This window comes from Pseudoalteromonas sp. NZS11, from assembly GCF_015864765.1.
GTDB classification, from domain to species: domain Bacteria; phylum Pseudomonadota; class Gammaproteobacteria; order Enterobacterales; family Alteromonadaceae; genus Pseudoalteromonas; species Pseudoalteromonas arctica.
In genome coordinates this window covers 17,983-36,561 of record NZ_JADYWP010000013.1, presented here as the reverse complement: position 1 = coordinate 36,561, position 18,579 = coordinate 17,983, and the positions used below count along the sequence as shown (strand labels likewise).

Sequence of the window (18,579 nt, the reverse complement as noted above, 5' to 3'; positions counted from 1 at the left end):
AACCTATATTTTAATCTATGTAGTACACAGCATAGCTTGAGGCAGTAACTTTAATCTCTCCAGCATGGTAGGCATCAGGTACATAGTTACTTGGTGCGCTATCAGCCATCATTACTTTTTCTGCGCGCATATAAGGCTGCGACTGCACATTGAGTGGACTTAGTGACGCGCTATATAATCCTTTTAAATCAACGTCATAATCTTCACTAAACTCTTTTGCTGCATCCCGTGCGTCTTTAATTGCTAACTTTTGCGCTTTTTTATGCAGCTCGTTATAGTTACTTGCTAAAAATTGCGTTTGATTAATTTCGTTAATACCGTTGTTAACTAAGCTTTGTAGTAACTCAGGGTATTTATTTATATCGCTAAGCTTTACAGTTAATGTACGAGAAACCTTAAAGCCTTTAAATTCTTGATTACCGGTAGTGCGGTTGTATTGGCTATCACGGTTTATTGAGATTTGCCCGGCGTTTATATCTCCCTCTTTAACACCAATTTCTTTAACGAGCTTAATTGCTTTAGCGATGGTTAAGTCGGTTTTATTTTTAGCAGCAATTAAGTCTTTATCAACTTCAGTAATACCTACACTAAGCTGTACGTAATCTGGCATTGTAGTAAGAGTCGCTTCGCCTTTAACATAAATATGAGGAGCATCGGGAGTCGCTGCCGCAAGTGCATCAAAACTAAGTACGTTTAAAGCCAGTGCACTACCTAAAACAAGAGTCAGTGTTTTCATTAAGTCGATCCTTTAATTATGTAAAAGCAAGTAAACACCGTACGCGGTTAATTAAATATGAACAAGCACAAAAAAACAGGCAATTGCCTGTTTTTTGTTAAGCGTTGTAACTGTGCCTACAACGTTATTTATTTTTAATTACGTATAAACCTAATTAAACACTACAACGTTTATAGTTACGGTATTTTGGTAACCAGTAATTTTTGTCGATTGCTGCCCATAACGCATCATCAGTAATCTCAAGAGCAACGCCCTCTTCGATTGCTTTTTTAGCAATGGCAAATGCAATACGCTTACTTAGCGTTTCAATTTCAGTCAGGGCTGGTAATAAACTACCTTTACCTGTGTTGGCACGCGGCGACGACTCTGCAAGCATTTCGCTAGACACACTTAACATAGCATCTGTAATGCGTGTCGCTTTAGCTGCAATAACCCCTAAACCAATACCTGGAAAAATATAGCTATTGTTACATTGTGGGATTGGGAAAATTTCACCGTTGTGTTCAACCGGATCAAACGGGCTACCTGTTGCAACAAGCGCTTTACCGTCAGTCCACTTAATCACATCAGCAGGGTGCGCTTCTACCTGCTTAGAGGGATTACTTAATGGGAAAATAATTGGCTGTTCACAACCGGCGTGCATTGCACGAATAGCTTGCTCAGTAAACAAACCAGGTTGGCCTGAAACACCAATTAAAATGTCTGGTTGTGCACAGTGCATAACATCAAGAAGTGATGCGTATTCACCGCTGTAAGTCCAATCACTTAACGAGCCTTGCGGTTGTGCAAGTGCTTGTTGGAAATCGCGTAAGCCTTCCATCCCCTCTGAAAGTAGGCCAAAACGGTCAACCATAAATACTTGGCTACGCGCTTGAGCTTCTGTAATACCTTCAAAAACCATTTGGCTAATAATTTGTTCAGCAATACCACAACCAGCAGAACCTGCACCCACAAAAACTACTTTTTGTTGGCTTAGGGTTGAATTTTTAACGCGACACGCAGCAAGTAAAGAACCGACCGTTACAGCCGCAGTACCTTGAATGTCATCGTTAAAGCTACAAATTTCATTGCGGTAGCGCTTAAGTAACGGCATTGCATTTGGTTGTGCAAAATCTTCAAACTGAAGTAATACATTTGGCCAGCGACGTTTAACTGCTTTAATGAATAAATCTAAAAACTCATCGTATTCGTCTTGAGCAATACGCTTATGGCGTGCGCCCATGTACATAGGATCGTTTAAAAGCTTTTCGTTATTAGTACCCACATCAAGCATTACAGGCAATGTGTATGCTGGGCTTATACCACCACAAGCAGTGTAAAGTGACAATTTACCAATTGGGATACCCATGCCACCAATACCCTGATCGCCTAGGCCTAAAATACGCTCGCCATCAGTTACAACAATAACTTTTACTTTACCTTTGGTAGCGTTGCGTAAAATGTCGTCAATTTGGTAACGATCTTCATACGAAATAAATAAGCCACGCGCGCTGCGATAAATGTCTGAGAATTTTTCACAAGCATCCCCCACTGTCGGCGTGTAAATGATTGGCATCATTTCTTCAAGATGATCACGCACTAAACGGTAGTAAAGTGTTTCGTTGTTATCTTGAATCGCACGTAAGTAAATATGTTTATTAAGGTTGTCGGTAAAGCTAGAATACTGCTGATAACAACGCTCAACTTGCTCTTCTATTGTTTCAAAGCGAGGAGGAAGTAAACCAGCAAGATTGAAATTTTCGCGTTCTTTTTTACTAAAGGCACTGCCTTTATTTAATAGCGGTGTTTCAATTAGGCCAGGGCCAGAATGATGAATATATAAGTAGTTAGGATCAGTATTAGTTGTCATATTTCCAGGCTTTAACGGAGTCTTAAGTTATGATCTGTCATTATCAGTGTTAAAGGTTTAATTGCAACGACAATTAAGCTAGTCAGACCATTGAGAGAAAATACATGCGGGCTTCACTGCCCACATGCATATTATACATAATTTAAAATTGTATAGTGGCGTTATTATCAGTTAAATCAGATAACGCAACACCTTCACGGCGCGGATCGGCACCACCATATAAGGTATTATTTTTAACTTCAACTGCGTGTAAGCCCGAGTTTAAGTCAATAATACGTACATTGTGGCCGCGTTTAGTAAGCGCAGGCGCAATGGCTTCAATGGTTGTGCCTTTTTCAAGGCTGGTGTAATCGTTACGATTTGTTGTACGCGGTAAGTTAATAGCGTCTTGTGCTGATAAATTCCAGTCAATAACACCCACAACAACTTGTGCAACGTAATCGATGATACGACTACCACCAGGTGAGCCTACAATTAAACGTAAGCTGCCATCTTTATTAAATACCATTACCGGTGACATAGAGCTACGCGGGCGTTTACCAGCCTCTACACGGTTTGCTACTAGCTTACCGTTTTTACGTGGCGATAACGAAAAGTCAGTTAGTTGGTTATTTAAAATAAAGCCATTAACCATAACCGTAGAGCCAAACGCCATTTCAATTGAACTGGTCATTGAAACGGCATTACCTTTACTATCTACAATAGAGACATGCGAAGTAGAAGGTAACTCGTATGAATCATCCATTGCATAACTTAAGTACCCTACTGGATTACCGGCTACGGCTTTTTGGTCTGTTTCGGTAATTAATTTAGCGCGTGAGGCAATGTAATCTTTGTTTAAAAGCTCTTGTGTAGGTACTTGAGTGAAATCGGGATCGCCCATGTACATATCGCGATCGGCAAATGCAATACGCGAAGCTTGGCTAAAGTAATGAATCGCCTTTTCGCCATTTGGTTTAAGTGCGCTCATATCTTTATGCTCAAGTAGGCCAAGCATTTGTAGTACTGCTACACCGCCACTACTTGGTGGCGCCATAGAACACACGTTATAAGCACGGTATTGTATACATACCGCATCGCGTTCTTTACTTTTGTAATCTGCTAAATCTTGCACACTTAATTTACCAGGGGCTATTTTAGAGTGCTGTACAGCATTAACCATTTGTTTAGCATTTTCGCCTTTGTAGAATGCATCAATGCCCTGCTTTGCAATGTCTTTGTATAAATCAGCAAGCGGTTGATTCTTTTTAACACTACCTACTTCAATTAACTTACCATTTGGGTAAAAGTATTCGTTAATAATCGGCATACTCAATACACCAGGGTTTAATTGGCGTGCTAATAAGCCATGTAAACGCGGCGAAATTACAAAGCCTTGCTCTGCAAGTTCAATAGCCGGTTTAAAAAGCGCTTCCCATGGCAATGTACCGTATTGTTTATGCGCGCTTGCAAAGGCATGTAAAATACCAGGCACACCAACAGAGCGTCCGCCTACTACAGCTTCAATCCATTTAACGGCTTTACCGTGCTTATCTAAAAACAGCGTTTCGTCTGCATTTGCAGGTGCTGTTTCGCGGCCATCAAAACTAGTCAATTTATTGTTTGCTTTGTTGTAGTACATCATAAATGTACCACCGCCAATACCTGACGATTGCGGCTCAACTAAAGTAAGCACTAGTTGAGTAGCAATGGCAGCATCTACGGCACTGCCGCCTTGGGCTAAAATTTGTTGACCGGCTCTTGAGGCATATGGATTTGCCGCAGCAACCATGTATTTATCACCTTGCACTACTTTTTTATGGATTAATCCAGTAGCGGCTTCAGGTTCGCGAGTTTCAATTTGAGTTGCTTGCTGTGCAAATGAAGGCAGTGATACTGCGCACAGTCCAATGGCAAATAATGAGTTAAGTTTAAAATGCATAAAAATACTAAAAACACTTAATTACGTAGTTGTATTTGGCATCTTAAAGTTAAACGGGCACAATATGCAAAAATTTTGACTAAAAAAATATAATAAAATGCTTAATTTACCTATTCAACCTCGTTATATATTACCGCCTATTATTCTGCTGCTATTTAGTACCATTTTTGCTGCATTTGATTTAAATAATTTACTTGAATTTAACCGAAGCCTAATTGATGAAGGCGAACTGTGGCGAATCTTTTCTAGCCAATTTGTTCATGCTAATTGGGCTCATTTGGGATTAAATGCCAGTGGTGTTTTATTAATATGGCTTTTACATGGCGAATACACATCACCTACTCGCTACGCTTTTAATACAACTGCGCTAGCACTGTGGTGTGGACTCGGCGTGTATTGGTTTTGCCCAAGCATACATATTTACACCGGATTAAGTGCTCTGCTGCATGGTGTAATTATTTGGGGGGCAGTTAAAGATATAACTGTAGGGCTTAAGTCTGGTTATTTATTATTTATAGGCGTATGGATTAAAATAGCGTTTGAGCAATTTAGCGGCCCTAATGCTGATATAGGAAAGCTTATTAACTCCACTGTGGCTATTGATGCACATTTAATTGGTGTTATTGGCGGGACTCTGCTTGCCATACCATTGGCTATAGAGCTCTTTAAAAAGAACTTTAAAAAGAAATAATAAAGTTAGATTTTGTTCAATCCAATAAAAACGCCGCATTGGTTAACTAAACCAATGCGGCGTTTTTGTTTTTATACTTTAAGAATTAAAGATTAAAGCGTTTCTTTAAATAACTTATGAATACGGCGGTATTCGTCTAACCAACTTGAAGGCTGTACAAAACCATGTGGTTCAACAGGGAATATAGCTGTTTCAAAGTTTTGTTTTTCAAGCTCTATTAAGCGCTGTACTAAACGCACTGAGTCTTGAAAAAACACGTTATCGTCAACCATTGGTGAGTTAATTAATAAACGCTTGTTTAAACCCTCAGCATAATAAATTGGCGAGCTGCGCTCATACGCAATCGGGTCAACATCAGGGTGGTTTAATATATTAGCCGTATAACCTGTGTTGTAATGCGCCCAATCGGTAACAGGTCTAAGTGCCGCACCCGATTGAAATAACTCAGGCGCGGTAAACAATGCCATAAAGGTCATAAAACCGCCGTAAGAGCCACCATAAGTGCCTACGGCTTTGGTATCAACGTTGGCATTTTGCGCCATCCATTTAACGCCATCGGCTAAATCTTGTGTTTCAGGTGTGCCCATTTGACGATAAATCGCGGTGCGCCAATCACGGCCGTAACCTTTAGATGCACGGTAATCCATATCCATTACTATGTAACCTTCATCAGCGAGCAGTGAATGGAACATAAATTCACGAAAATAAACCGAAAATCCCATATGTGAGTTTTGTAAGTAACCCGCGCCGTGATTAAAAATAACCGCTTTGCGGTTTTTACCTACTTCACCTTCTACGTAATCAGCTGGGTAATACACTTTTGCGTATATAGGTTGATCAGTTTGGCTCGATGGCACAGCAACAATTTTAGGTGCAGTTAGCTTTTTAGCTAAAAACTCATCCGACACAGTATGGGTTAATCGCGTTGCTTTTGTATTGGCTTGAGCATCAGCTACATAAAGCTCATTAGGCATGGTAATTGTAGAGTGCTTAAGGAGTAACTTAGTTTCATCTGGGCTTAACGTGTAATCGGTCATGCCATTTAAGTCAGTAACTTGCTCGCTATTACCTGTTTGTGGGTTAACACGGTAAATTTCGTACAGACCTGGGTGCTCAACATTCGCTTTATAATAAATTGCGCTGTCATCGCTGGTAAGCGTTAAATTAGAAACCTCAAATTGGCCTTGTGTTAGCGCAGTTGCTTTGCCGTTAATTGGTTTTTTATAAAGCTGGCTGTAACCCGACTCTTCCGATAGGTAATAAAGCGTGTTCGAGTTATGTAACCAGCCAAAGTCGTTAAACGCATAAGCAATCCATGCATCGTCATGAAGGCGATGTTGCGACACAAGTTTGTTGCTTTTAAAATCAACGGTAGCAAGCCAGCGGTCTTTGTTGTCCCATGCTTCGAGCATGACAGCTACTTGCGAGCCGTCATCGTTCCATACTATTGGGCTTTGCTCAAAACCCCAGTCCATAATAAGGTTAATGCCACGAGGCGCCTTTTTAGACTTATATGTTTTACCATCACGTGCATAGTTTTCTTTTTTAACTGCGGCTAAAACATCTTCATCAAAGCCCGGTAAGGTATTAAAGCTAAGTGATGTTTGCTCTTTGTTAGTTAAATTGATGTACACAAGCTTTGAGGTTTCTTCTTTAGCATCGGCTACACGGCGGCGTGCTTTTTTAGGTTCTATAGTGGCGTCATTTGTAATGTAGTTAGGCATAATATCGCCATCACCACGCCAATCTGTTTGCTTTTGTACAACGACTAACAGCGCATCACCATTTGGCGAAAGCTGTGCTTCTGCAACTTTATTACCGTCACCTAAGTAGTAAGCTGTGTTAGCAATTGAATCGTTTTGTTCATTAATTTGCTCATTACGTGCTTGCTTAACTTTTTTATTTTTTTGTTGAAGCGCCACAAACTTAATCAATTTATGCTGCTCTTTAGCAATATACGTGCTTGGCTCTTCAATCCCTTTTGGCTCATCAGCAAGTTTTAAGTTAGCAAGCTCGCTCGTTAAGCCTGTTTTTAAATCAACTTTAAAAAATACATTGCCTTGGCGGTAAACTAAATCGCCATTATTTAAAAATTGTGGCTTTGACTCGCCCGCTGATGTAGCTGTAATTTGTTTAAGTTCGCCGGTTTTTAGGTTTTTAACAAATACATTGCCTTTAAATGTGTAGGCCGCCATTGTTTTATTTTTAGAATAAACGGCTTTATTTGAACCCACAGTATGAAGTTTATTAAGAGCTACTTGCTCTGCTGTTTGGCTAGTAACCGATTGGCTAAATAAATCGCGTAGTGTATTACCCTGCTCTTTTTGAGCATAAATAATAGTAGACGAATCGCTCGCCCAGTAAGCACCCTCTGGCTGATTACCCATCCAATCCGGATCGGCCATTGCTTGTTCTAGCGTTATTTTTTGTGAGCCGATATCTGCTGGCGTGTTTACAACCGCAGCAATTTTAGTTGCTGGTAATGCACTTTGCTGTGTTGAAGAGGTGTTAGCGGTCGCGCTACAACCTGCAAGCATGACACTTGAGGCAACAGCTAAGGCCACTAACGTTTTAGATGAAGAAAGATTAAAAATCATAGTGCTTCTATACGGTTATTATAATTGAGCCGTATTTAAGCAGAAGCACTCAAGTTATTGCAATTTTTTAAGATAAATAGCCATTAAACAGGGTAAAGCTCAGTTTACTAACGCCCCCTTTATTAGTGGACGTTATTCAACGATTAAATCAAGCCACACCATGCGGTGATCGCTCGATGCGTTTCTATCTTTAATTAAACGATATTCACTACTAGTTTTAGTAGGCCAAAATACACCACCGTCCTTAATTTTTAAGCCATAGTTTGACGGTAGTACGTAATCAACACGCGCTTGCCAATTAGCACTGTAATTTTGTGCATAAGGCACGTCATACTGCTCTTTAGCGCCTTCACTTTTTGGAACAAATTGAGCGTTAATAAGTGGATTTTTAAGTAGTTGATCTGTGGTGTTTGTACGGGCTTTATCACCCTCAGGGGCGGCATTTAAATCCCCTAAGATAACAAAATGAGAGTAAGTTTTTAAACCGCCTTTTTCGCCTTTATCATCGTAAATATACTTAGCGTTTGAAACGTAATCGGCAATTAGCCTTACTTCATCATGGTTACGCTTGCCGTTTCTATCCTCTTCACCGTCAAATACAGGGGGTGTTGGGTGAGATGCAATAACATGAATGGTTTTATCATTTACGTTAATAGGTAAATCCCAAAACGATTTAGAGCTGAGTCTAAGCGCTTGCCATTCTTGTGCGTTATACCAGTTTTCACCTGTTTTAGGCATCACTGGCATTAGTGCATTTGGCATGTCTTTATATTTAAAGGTTTGAAGGGTTCTTACTTTATCAAAATCGATTGGGTATTTTGACAAAATAGCCATACCGTAATGGCCTTCAAAAAAGCCGAAGCCTTGTGCATCGCCCATAACACCATTTTTTTTGCCATCGTTATCTAAATCAAACTCGGTGGCAAGCCCAGTATTTACCGGAGCAATGTAAGAGTAAGGATAGTTAATAGCGTCTTGTTTTTGCTGACCTATATTTAAAAAGTGCTCATTAAAGTATTCAATGCCCTGCTCTTTTGGGATGTAATCAAATTCGTTAAGTAAAATAATATCAGGGCGAACTCGTTGAATAATTTCCGCTATGTTCTTAATTTGCTGGTGGTTTGCTTTAAGTGCATTAACTAAAGCATCACTTTTAACTTGCTCGCCTTTAGGCGTGTGATTTGTCGCATCCATACTTACATTAAAAGTAGCAACACGAAGAGAGCCTGATGCAAATGCATTTAAGCTAAATAATGTAGCAATGGCTAGCGCGCCATATATTGTTTTTAGTTTCATTGTTTTACTTCACAAATTTAAAATTAGACTTTAACAGTATTACATATTCAAAAGCTTTTTTTATGACAAAAAAATACCGGCTCAAGCCGGTATTAAAAAATTAATTCTATAACTAGAAATTATTGGCTTAGTATTAAATTTGCTGCCGCTTTTAAAATACCTGGGTAGTCTTGCTCAGGTAAATATTCAGTAAGCTCACCTAATTTATCTGCTAGGTCATTCATGCTGCTGGCCGATACGTTTATATGGCCCATTTTACGACCTGGTTTTGCAGTTTTACCGTACCAGTGGCTAGTTACATCTGCGTATTTTAGTACGTCAGCTGGAATACTAGGTTGGCCTAGTACGTTTATCATCGCGGTAATGTGTTTAAGCTCTGTATTACCAAGCGGTAAACCTGCAACAGCACGCATGTGGTTTTCAAACTGTGAGCAATGGCAGCCTTGTTGCGTCCAGTGGCCTGAGTTGTGTACACGCGGCGCAATTTCGTTAACAAGTAACGTACCTTGTACATCAAAAAACTCAATAGCTAACACGCCAACGTAGTTAAGCTCGTTTGCTATTTTTGTAAATGCATCGTTTGCTTGAGTTTCAACACTTTGATTATTTTTACCGGCAATAGAAAGCGTTAATACACCATTAGTGTGCTCGTTTTCTGTTAGCGGATAAATAGCAACATTACCGTGTTTATCGCGCGCACCAATAATAGATACTTCACGATCAAACGGGATCATTTTTTCAGCAATAATTGTATGCGGCGAAAGCTGCGTACCTGATGCAATAAAGTCAGCCATTTGTGACCAAATTTCGTCTATTTGATTATCTGATTTTAAACGCCATTGGCCTTTCCCGTCATAACCCGCTTGGCATGTTTTAATAACAAGTGGCTTACCTAGGGTTTTAACTGCGTGTTCAAGATGCGCTTTTTCAGTAATTAATTGATATGGCGCACAAGATACGTTTGTTTTATCAAGCAATGCTTTTTCAAGCGAGCGATCGCCACCGGCTTTAATAGCGGCTTTCCCTGGGTAAAACTTATTGCTGTTACAGCAAAGTGTTAGTACGTCATCAGGAATGTGCTCAAACTCTGCAGTAATTGCATCAGCGTTTAATATTGCTTGCTCAAGTGACGTGCTATAAAACTCACCAGTTAGCGGATGCTTAATTTGCTTGCTGCCTACATCGTATGCAACCACGTTTAAATTAAGCGGCGCGCCTGCAAGGCTCATCATACGTGCAAGTTGCCCTGCACCTAATATTAAAATATTCATTATTACTCTGCAGGGTTTGGATTAGCTAATATAGTGTCGGTTTGAGCTTTACGAAACGCTTCAATTTTTGCAAAAATTTCTGGATTTTGACACCCTAAAATTTGTGCGGCTAGTAAACCTGCGTTTGCTGCGCCCGGCTCACCAATTGCAAGTGTGCCCACTGCAACGCCTTTAGGCATTTGGCAAATAGATAAAAGTGAATCAACACCATTTAATGCTTTTGATTTTACAGGCACGCCCAGTACAGGAAGCGATGTAAAAGCAGCAGCCATACCTGGTAAATGAGCCGCGCCGCCAGCGCCAGCAATAATAACTTTAATACCGCGTTCTGCGGCTGAACTTGCGTAATCAGCAAGTAATTGAGGAGTGCGGTGTGCAGACACGACTTTAGTTTCGTACTTAATGCCAAAATGCTCAAGCATAAGTGCTGCATGTTCCATGGTTGGCCAATCTGATTTAGAACCCATAATAATGCCAACAGTCATAAATACTCCTCAGTAATGTATTTTTAAAATAGCGGACTTATGTCCTGTTTAAGCCGGGTATTATACCCAAAGCCATATTAATTGCGACTAATACAAAGCCACAAAAACAAAAAAAGCCATGTTTAAACATGGCTTTTTAGGGTTAACGTGTAAATAGCTAATTAAGCTTCTTTACTCGCTAGGTATTCTGCGTAGTTGCCTCTAAAGTCAATGATTTTACCATCTTTAACTTCCCAAATTCGGGTAGCTACCGATGATACAAATTGACGATCGTGCGATACAAACATTAATGTACCTTCGTAGGCTTCAAGTGCTAAGTTAAGCGCTTCAATAGATTCCATATCCATGTGGTTGGTTGGCTCATCCATTAGCAGTATGTTTGGTTTATGCATCATAATTTTACCAAACAGCATGCGGCCTTGCTCACCACCTGAAATTACTTTAACTGACTTTTTAATATCGTTTTGAGAGAACAACATACGACCTAAGAAGCTACGAACCACTTGCTCGTCGTCGCCTTCTTGTTGCCATTGCTCCATCCACTGAAACAAGTTCATGTCGGTTGCAAACTCATCTGCGTGATCTTGCGCGTAGTAACCAATATTTGCATTTTCTGAGAACTTAAACTCACCGGCTTTAGGAGCTAAGCGCCCTGCTAATGTATTAAGTAATGTTGTTTTACCAACACCATTTTCACCAATAATAGCAATACGTTCGCCAACTTCTACTAAACCTTCAAGTCCAGAAAACAACGTGTTGTCATCAAAGCCTTGCGTTAAGTTATTCATTTCAAGCGCGTTTCTGAATAACTGCTTTTCTTGGTCGAAGCGAATAAACGGCGTTTGGCGTGAAGACGCTTTAACTTCGTCTAACTGAATTTTGTCGATACGTTTAGCGCGCGATGTTGCCTGCTTAGCTTTAGATGCGTTAGCAGAGAAACGTGATACAAACTGTTGAAGTTCAGCAATTTGGTTTTTCTTTTTCGCGTTTTCGCTAAGTAGTTGCTCACGTGCTTGCGTTGCTGCAAACATGTATTCGTCGTAGTTACCAGAGTAAATACGTAGCTCACCGTAGTCAATGTCGGCCATGTGAGTACACACAGAGTTTAAAAAGTGACGGTCATGCGAGATGATTATCATGGTACAGTCGCGTTGGTTTAACACGTCTTCTAACCACTTGATGGTGTAAATATCCAAGTTATTGGTAGGCTCATCAAGTAGCATTATATCTGGGTCTGAAAACAACACCTGTGCAAGTAGCACACGTAGTTTAAAACCAGGTGCAATTTCTGACATTGGGCCAAAGTGTTGGTCTGTGCCAATACCTACGCCTAATAGAAGCTCGCCTGCTTTAGATTCAGCAGAGTAACCATCCATTTCAGCAAACTCAGTTTCAAGATCGGCTACTTTCATACCGTCGTCTTCACTCATTTCTGGTAAAGAGTAAATGCGGTCGCGTTCTTGTTTTATTTTCCACAGCTCTTTGTGACCCATGATCACAGTATCAATTACTGAGTATTCTTCGTAGGCAAACTGGTCTTGGTTTAGTTTAGCAACACGTTCATTTGGATCAGTACTTACATTACCTGAAGACGCTTCGAGCTCACCACTTAGAATCTTCATAAATGTTGATTTACCACAACCATTTGCACCGATTAAACCGTAACGGTTTCCGTCGCCAAATTTTGCTGAGATATTTTCAAATAATGGTTTAGCACCAAATTGCATGGTGACATTAGCTGTACTAATAATAGCGCTACCCTCCAAAGGAGTAATGATGTATTTAAATTGCGCGCAGTTTAAACCAAAATGGCCTGTTTTTCTATGAAAGTTTAAAGGCAAACCTCGTCGTTTAAGGTAATTATTATCACTGAGCTACTCGTAATTAAAATAACAAATTAGATTTAGTGTTTTTGCAAATTGTTATTCAACTTAGATAAATTAAAATTCATAAATACATTCATAATAAACCGATATGAGCGTTTAGAATTTGGTATATATTAGGGTCTGTTGATCTTTTAAGGTTGAATTTTCAGCAGTCTGTTTGGTATTAAGGCAAGGCAGAGTCTATGTAGTGTGGTTATTCCCCATAAATTGGCGATAACGTAGCATTAATACCAAACAGGCGCTGCCCAAAGGGGTCTTCCTAGGGGCTATTTACTCTTTGTTGCTCGGTTTTTACTTAGCCCACTAGGTTACAAACCTCGCGCCGCGATTAAATAGCCCCTAGTTTGAATAAATTTTAATCCGCAAAGATCAACAGACCCTAGAGTAAAAACACTTTTAACGTGTTTGTGTGTTTACTTAACTCATTTTTGTACAACCTATAATAATAAAAAGTTATATTTATGAAAATAAAGCACTTTTAGAGCTTTTGCACTAGTCGCTATTTTTTAACCAAGATGAAATTAATTCAAATTAGAATTTTAACACACCACTTATTACCAATCCTTTTTACCTACAAAACAACTAAAAAAACAAACCTCAGCAACACCTGAAAAACAAAATTAACCTCCAGTGAATATCAATAGAATTTGCCTGTCAATTTTGTTGAGTATTTTTCACTTTTGAGCTCTTTATTGCTTTGTTAGTCTTCAAATCTGAATTTTTACCTACGTAAAAACACTAAAAATTTACACAGGGCAACACACAAGATGAGCAAAAAATTAGCGACACTGATTAGCGCAAGTATTGTATTCGCACCCGCTATTTCAGCGGTAGAGTTATACAAAGATGACAAAAACACTCTAGAAGTAGGTGGGTATCTTGATGTGCGTGTAATTAACACACAAAACGAAACCGAAGTTGTTAACGGTACTTCGCGCATTAACTTTGGCTTTACTAGAGAGCTAAAGAAAGATTGGACTGCTCTTGCTCTTGTAGAATGGGGTGTAAACCCTGTTGGTAGTAGCGATATTATTTATAACAATCGTTTTGAGTCAATTCAGGACGAATTTTTGTATAACCGTTTAGGTTACGCAGGCCTTTCACACGAAAAGTACGGTCAACTTACCATTGGTAAACAATGGGGTGCATGGTACGACGTAGTTTATGGAACAAATAATAGCTTTGTATGGGATGGTAATGCAGCAGGCGTTTACACCTATAACAAAGACGATGGCGCTGTAAATGGCACTGGCCGTGGTGATAAGTTAGTGCAGTACCGCAATAGCTATAACGATTTTAGTTTTGCAGTACAAGCGCAGCTTAAAAACAGCGAATTTTATACCTGTGACGTAAGCGATATTTCAGAAGAAGAATGCGAAACGCTTTGGAACTCTGGCGATAGTGCAGCCCAAGAAGTTGAATTTAACTACACATTTGGTGCATCTGTAACATATACCCCTACAGATATGCTCACGCTTACAGCGGGCATTAACCGTGGCGAGTTTGATTTAACGTTTGGCGATGGTTCTACTCGCAATGTTGAAGATTTAATTTACGGTGCAGGCATTATGTGGGGCAACATTGATAAGCCAGGCCTATACGTTGCTGCCAACATAAATAAAAACAAAAACCACGACACAGATAATATTGGTCGCTTAATTAAAGACGCAATAGGTATAGAAACATTTGCATCTTACCGCTTTGATAACGATTTTCGCCCTTTTATTGCCTACAACGTGTTTGATGCCGGCGATGATTACGTAATTCAGCCAAACTTTAACGCCGATCCTGACGATGTATTTAAGCGTCAGTTTGCTGTTATTGGCCTACATTACTTAATTGACGAAGCCACTATTGCCTACATAGAAGCACGTAAGGACTTTAGTGACTTTGAAAGTGATAACGACGATCAACAAGCACAAATGGAGCAGTCGGAAGACGACGGTATAGCATTTGGTTTTAGATATAAGTTCTAAATATAAGCTCTAAATATAAGTTAAAAACGACTACAACTTCCCTAAGCACAACCCTTTTAGCCCTTTTAACTTTTTTAACTGGGCTTTTTTTATTCCGCCATACTTTTTTGAATACTTGGTTTTGCATTTAAGGCTATTTCAACAAATGCATTAACAGCCGCGTTGGTATCTGCTTTTTTAATTTGTAATAGCACCGGGATTTGCGTGAGTACGTCGCTCAGTTTTATAAAATAGCACCCTTCACTATATAATTTACGTACGCAATAAGGCGCAATTGCCACACCAAGGCCAGCAGCCACTTCAGTAACTAATGTTTGCATATGCCTAGGTTGGCTAATAATGTTCGGTGAAAAATGAGCTTGTTTGCATTGCAAAATGGTTTCATCAAAAAGACCAAGTGCTTCCTCTCTATTAAAAATAATAAAGGATTCATTTTTTAGTTTAGCTAAATCAATATTTTTATAATTTGCCAGCGCATGGTTTTGATTAACGATGGCCACCAATGAATCTACATAAATAGTATGACTTACAAATTCATCATTAATTGAATCAGGTAAAGGCCGTGAAAAACCCACATCAATTAAATCGTTTTTAAACGCATGTATTTGCTCAGTTGCAGTCATTTCAAACAATGTAACGTGCACGCTTGGGTATTGCTGTTTATATTCACGAACCAGTGCTGCCATAAAGGTTAAACATGCCGAGCTTAAGTGCGCAATATTAAGTGTACCTATCTGCCCGTTTTGGGCACGTTTAACCTGAGTTTTAGCTTTGTCAGCTAGAGCCAAAATAGCGCGTGCATCTTTTAATAGCTGCTCACCCGCTTGAGTTATTGCAACATCACGTGAGTTTCTTATAAACAGCACAACATCAAGTTCGCTTTCGAGCTGTGCAATATGCCTACTTATTGCAGGTTGCACGGTGTGTAGCTCTTTGGCCGCTTCTGAAAAACTCTGATGCTTAGCCACGCTGACAAAACTTTTTAATGTTTTAATATCCATTACGCACCTTTAATACATTATTTGTATAGATTCTATAAAATAATATCATTTTTGTTATAGCTAAAGTACTCATACCATAGCTATATGAGTTAACAACACTAGACAACCATGACCAAACCCAAACAAAATCAGTCATTAAGTAGATTTATTTTATTACTAATGACCACTGCAATTGCCGCAACAGCAGCAAACTTATACTACAACCAGCCTATTTTACCGCTTATAGCGAACGAATTTAATTTAACTGATTCGCAGCTTGGGAGTATTCCCGCGCTAACACAAATTGGTTACGCGTTTGCGTTATTATTTATTTCTCCTTTGGGCGACTCGATTGCTCGCAGGCATTTAATTACTATTTTGTCGTGCTTATTAGTATTGGCTTGTAGTGCAGCAATGCTTGCACCTAACTTACCTTTATTACTTATATCGGTATTTTTAATTGGTGTAAGCGCCAATAATAACTCAGCAATTAATACCCTTTGCAGCATCGCTTGTATCGAGCGAGCAAAAAGGTGCCACGTTAGGCACATTAATGATGGGCTTAACTATCGGTATATTACTTTCAAGAACATTAAGTGGGTTTGTAGGTGAGCAATTTGGTTGGCGAAGTGTATTTTTAATGTCGGCAGTACTCGCAGCATTATTTGGTATATTACTGCGCGTGTTTTTACCTAGCAATAAGCCACACACTAATTTGCGTTATTGGCTTCTCATTAAAAGTACGTTGGCGTTGTTTATTAAACATAAATCACTGCAGCATTTTACACTTTCGGGCGCATTTTGGTTTGCATCATTTAATGTGCTTTGGGCAACACTTGCAATTTATGTTAGTGATGAGCCATTTAACTACAACGCTCAACAAGCTGGTTTATTTGGTGTAATAGCATTGGCTGGCGTAATAGGCGCTAAGTCATCGGGTAAATGGGTCAGCAAACTAGGGTCTAAAGCTCTAATTATGATTGCACTTACGCTTGCGGCAATCGGCTTTGCTATTACAGGTTTGTTTAATGGCAGTTTAGCGTCGTTGGTTATTGGTATTATTTTAATCGACTTTGCCATATTTAGTGCGCAAGTGGCTAACCAAGTGCGTGTTTTTAGTATTGAACCCACTGCGCAAAGTCGCATAAATGGAATTTACATGCTGGGTTATTACATTGGAGGCGCTGTTGGCTCAATGGTTGGTGTTAAGGCATTTGCACTTTATCAATGGCCTGGCGTTGTTGCTGTAAGCATTATATTTATTTTGCTAAGTGGCATTTTTAATTCATTTGCTAAAAAGTAATCGCTTAAAACTTAAGGAGTAAAAATGAATACATTGAAAACAGCGGGTAGCTTTACATTACTGTGTATTGCCAGCTTAACTATTATGGTGGGAACCCTACTTGCGCCAGGTTTAGTAAGTATTTCACAAGGATTAGGTATAACCGATAACACCGTACTTTTAATTACGTTGCCATCGTTAGGCGCTGTGGTGTTTGCGCCCTTAGCAGGAAAATTAATTGATAAATACGGAGCTTATAAACTTTTAGTAATTGGGTTATTTTTATATGGGGTTGCAGGTGCCAGCGCTTACTTTTTAAAAGGCCCAACGCTTGTATTTGCTAATCGATTTTTACTCGGCGGTATAACTGCTGTGGTAATGGCAAGTTGTACGGTTTTAATTTCTGCGTGGTACACAGGCGAAGCACGCCTTGGCATGATTGCAAAACAAGGCATGGCGATAGAGTTAGGCGGTGTTATATTTTTATTTTTAGGCGGATTATTAGCGTCGCAATTTTGGGCACTGCCATTTTCACTTTATTTAATAGCGTGGGTATTTTTGGCCATGCTTTTATTATTTGTGCCAAGTAAAAACTCACTGGCTAATAATAACGATGAAGTGTCAGAACATCTATACCACAAAGCTAACAATGGTCTCTCGTTAAAAAGCGTTTATGTAATTTCAACACTCGCGATGACCATATTTTTTACGTCTACTGTGTTACTGCCCATTACAATGAACGAGGAAAACTTTAATGAGTCACAAATAGGCCAACTACTCGCATTTATATCTTTAGTGGCTGTAGTTACCGCAGGCTTTATGCCTAAAATAACAAAGAAGCTTGGTGAGCCCAAGGTTTTGGCATTTGCCTTTTTAGCGTTTAGTTTATCGTATATTTGTTTTACACAAGTAAGCACCCTACTTTTAATTTTAGGCGCAATATTAATAGGTATAGGATTTGGTTTTAGTATTCCGCTTTTAAACCATATGACGGTAGAGCTCAGTGATGTGAAAGTACGCGGCCGTAACTTATCGTACTTTACGATGGCTGTATTCTCGGGTCAGTTTTTTACCTCATTTATGCAGTACATACCTGGTGGTGAGAAAAACGTATTTATAATTTGTGGCGTTTCAGCATTTATAATCGCACTGGTATTGTTTTTTAAACCGATCAAAGCAAAGTAGTAATAACTTACAAAAGAGCATTTTTATAAATGCTCTTTTTTACCTAAACCTCCCGCTTTATTATTTGCACTATCTTCCTGATTACTTCTTTCTAATTTAACTCTATTGCTAAGTTTAGCATTATAATATGATTTAGTATGATGTGTTCTTTTACTATAAAGCCACCAGCTAATCTATATTAACTGCATTAAGAGAGTAAAAGATGGTGAAACTATATTGAAATTGCAAAGTACTTACACTGATTATTGCTGATCACAAAGGCGTAAGGATGATTAAAAGCAGTAACAAATAGGTGTGATATATGCTCATAGGTACTGACTGCATTCTAACTCAATAGTCACGCTGCGTGTATTTGCTGTCAAAAATAATTTAAACCAACTACCCTTTGTAAGTCGTTAATAGTATTAAACTAAGTAAAGTACTA

The 18,579-nt window shown here is 39.2% G+C and carries 14 protein-coding genes; 5 read left to right on the top strand and 9 right to left on the bottom strand.

What is annotated here, in order from left to right; translation table 11 throughout:
• Positions 1-10 precede the first annotated feature (10 nt).
• From I6E82_RS18310 to ggt, 3 genes are all read right to left on the bottom strand, one after another.
• Positions 11-736 (bottom strand): SIMPL domain-containing protein, encoded by a 726-nt coding sequence (locus tag I6E82_RS18310; RefSeq protein ID WP_024596616.1) that lies wholly within the window; start codon positions 734-736, stop codon positions 11-13.
• A 154-nt stretch (positions 737-890) separates the two neighbouring features.
• Positions 891-2,585: an NAD-dependent malic enzyme gene (locus I6E82_RS18305; protein WP_007586692.1), complete on the bottom strand. Its 1,695-nt coding sequence runs from the start codon at positions 2,583-2,585 to the stop codon at positions 891-893.
• A 142-nt stretch (positions 2,586-2,727) separates the two neighbouring features.
• The gene (gene ggt / locus I6E82_RS18300; RefSeq protein ID WP_197118442.1) at positions 2,728-4,506 is read right to left on the bottom strand and encodes a gamma-glutamyltransferase; all 1,779 of its coding nucleotides are present in this window, start codon (positions 4,504-4,506) and stop codon (positions 2,728-2,730) included.
• Positions 4,507-4,603: 97 nt separating this feature from the next.
• Between ggt and rrtA the strand changes: the two genes are divergently transcribed.
• Positions 4,604-5,197 carry a rhombosortase gene (gene rrtA / locus I6E82_RS18295; RefSeq protein WP_197118441.1) on the top strand — a complete coding sequence of 198 codons (594 nt, stop codon included), beginning with the start codon at positions 4,604-4,606 and terminating at the stop codon, positions 5,195-5,197.
• 92 nt (positions 5,198-5,289) lie between these two features.
• Here rrtA and I6E82_RS18290 read toward each other — a convergent pair whose 3' ends face one another.
• From I6E82_RS18290 to I6E82_RS18270, 5 genes are all read right to left on the bottom strand, one after another.
• On the bottom strand, positions 5,290-7,794 hold the full coding sequence (locus I6E82_RS18290) for a S9 family peptidase (RefSeq protein WP_197118440.1): 2,505 nt from the start codon (positions 7,792-7,794) through the stop codon (positions 5,290-5,292).
• Between the two features lie 132 nt (positions 7,795-7,926).
• Positions 7,927-9,090, bottom strand: coding sequence for an endonuclease/exonuclease/phosphatase family protein (locus I6E82_RS18285; RefSeq protein WP_197118439.1), 1,164 nt, complete (start codon positions 9,088-9,090; stop codon positions 7,927-7,929).
• 119 nt (positions 9,091-9,209) lie between these two features.
• The gene (locus I6E82_RS18280) at positions 9,210-10,361 is read right to left on the bottom strand and encodes a 5-(carboxyamino)imidazole ribonucleotide synthase (protein WP_197118438.1); all 1,152 of its coding nucleotides are present in this window, start codon (positions 10,359-10,361) and stop codon (positions 9,210-9,212) included.
• Between the two features lie 2 nt (positions 10,362-10,363).
• A complete protein-coding gene (purE, locus tag I6E82_RS18275; RefSeq protein WP_002962540.1) occupies positions 10,364-10,846 on the bottom strand; it encodes a 5-(carboxyamino)imidazole ribonucleotide mutase in 483 nt (160 codons plus the stop codon).
• Between the two features lie 161 nt (positions 10,847-11,007).
• The gene (locus tag I6E82_RS18270; RefSeq protein WP_076915491.1) at positions 11,008-12,597 is read right to left on the bottom strand and encodes an ABC-F family ATPase; all 1,590 of its coding nucleotides are present in this window, start codon (positions 12,595-12,597) and stop codon (positions 11,008-11,010) included.
• Positions 12,598-13,499: 902 nt separating this feature from the next.
• Between I6E82_RS18270 and I6E82_RS18265 the strand changes: the two genes are divergently transcribed.
• A complete protein-coding gene (locus I6E82_RS18265) occupies positions 13,500-14,708 on the top strand; it encodes a porin (RefSeq protein ID WP_197118437.1) in 1,209 nt (402 codons plus the stop codon).
• An 89-nt stretch (positions 14,709-14,797) separates the two neighbouring features.
• Here the strand turns inward: I6E82_RS18265 and I6E82_RS18260 are convergent, their stop codons facing one another.
• Positions 14,798-15,709 carry a LysR family transcriptional regulator gene (locus I6E82_RS18260; protein WP_197118436.1) on the bottom strand — a complete coding sequence of 304 codons (912 nt, stop codon included), beginning with the start codon at positions 15,707-15,709 and terminating at the stop codon, positions 14,798-14,800.
• Positions 15,710-15,817: 108 nt separating this feature from the next.
• On the opposite strand from I6E82_RS18260, the gene I6E82_RS19920 reads away from it, so the two are divergent.
• The 3 genes from I6E82_RS19920 to I6E82_RS18250 are packed head-to-tail and all read left to right on the top strand — an operon-like array spanning position 15,818 to position 18,155.
• Positions 15,818-16,300: an MFS transporter gene (locus tag I6E82_RS19920; RefSeq protein WP_269435152.1), complete on the top strand. Its 483-nt coding sequence runs from the start codon at positions 15,818-15,820 to the stop codon at positions 16,298-16,300.
• Positions 16,242-16,991 (top strand): MFS transporter, encoded by a 750-nt coding sequence (locus I6E82_RS18255; protein ID WP_269435151.1) that lies wholly within the window; start codon positions 16,242-16,244, stop codon positions 16,989-16,991. The genes I6E82_RS19920 and I6E82_RS18255 overlap by 59 nt, the downstream gene beginning before the upstream one ends.
• 24 nt (positions 16,992-17,015) lie before the next feature.
• Positions 17,016-18,155 (top strand): MFS transporter, encoded by a 1,140-nt coding sequence (locus I6E82_RS18250; protein ID WP_197118435.1) that lies wholly within the window; start codon positions 17,016-17,018, stop codon positions 18,153-18,155.
• The last annotated feature ends 424 nt before the right edge of the window (positions 18,156-18,579 follow it).

Coding starts and splice junctions, on each gene's coding strand:
- I6E82_RS18310 (WP_024596616.1), bottom strand. CDS start 736: ATGAAAACACTGACTCTTGTTTTAGGTAGTGCACTGGCTTTAAACGTA.
- I6E82_RS18305 (WP_007586692.1), bottom strand. CDS start 2,585: ATGACAACTAATACTGATCCTAACTACTTATATATTCATCATTCTGGC.
- ggt (WP_197118442.1), bottom strand. CDS start 4,506: ATGCATTTTAAACTTAACTCATTATTTGCCATTGGACTGTGCGCAGTA.
- rrtA (WP_197118441.1), top strand. CDS start 4,604: ATGCTTAATTTACCTATTCAACCTCGTTATATATTACCGCCTATTATT.
- I6E82_RS18290 (WP_197118440.1), bottom strand. CDS start 7,794: ATGATTTTTAATCTTTCTTCATCTAAAACGTTAGTGGCCTTAGCTGTT.
- I6E82_RS18285 (WP_197118439.1), bottom strand. CDS start 9,090: ATGAAACTAAAAACAATATATGGCGCGCTAGCCATTGCTACATTATTT.
- I6E82_RS18280 (WP_197118438.1), bottom strand. CDS start 10,361: ATGAATATTTTAATATTAGGTGCAGGGCAACTTGCACGTATGATGAGC.
- purE (WP_002962540.1), bottom strand. CDS start 10,846: ATGACTGTTGGCATTATTATGGGTTCTAAATCAGATTGGCCAACCATG.
- I6E82_RS18265 (WP_197118437.1), top strand. CDS start 13,500: ATGAGCAAAAAATTAGCGACACTGATTAGCGCAAGTATTGTATTCGCA.
- I6E82_RS18260 (WP_197118436.1), bottom strand. CDS start 15,709: ATGGATATTAAAACATTAAAAAGTTTTGTCAGCGTGGCTAAGCATCAG.
- I6E82_RS19920 (WP_269435152.1), top strand. CDS start 15,818: ATGACCAAACCCAAACAAAATCAGTCATTAAGTAGATTTATTTTATTA.
- I6E82_RS18255 (WP_269435151.1), top strand. CDS start 16,242: ATGATGGGCTTAACTATCGGTATATTACTTTCAAGAACATTAAGTGGG.
- I6E82_RS18250 (WP_197118435.1), top strand. CDS start 17,016: ATGAATACATTGAAAACAGCGGGTAGCTTTACATTACTGTGTATTGCC.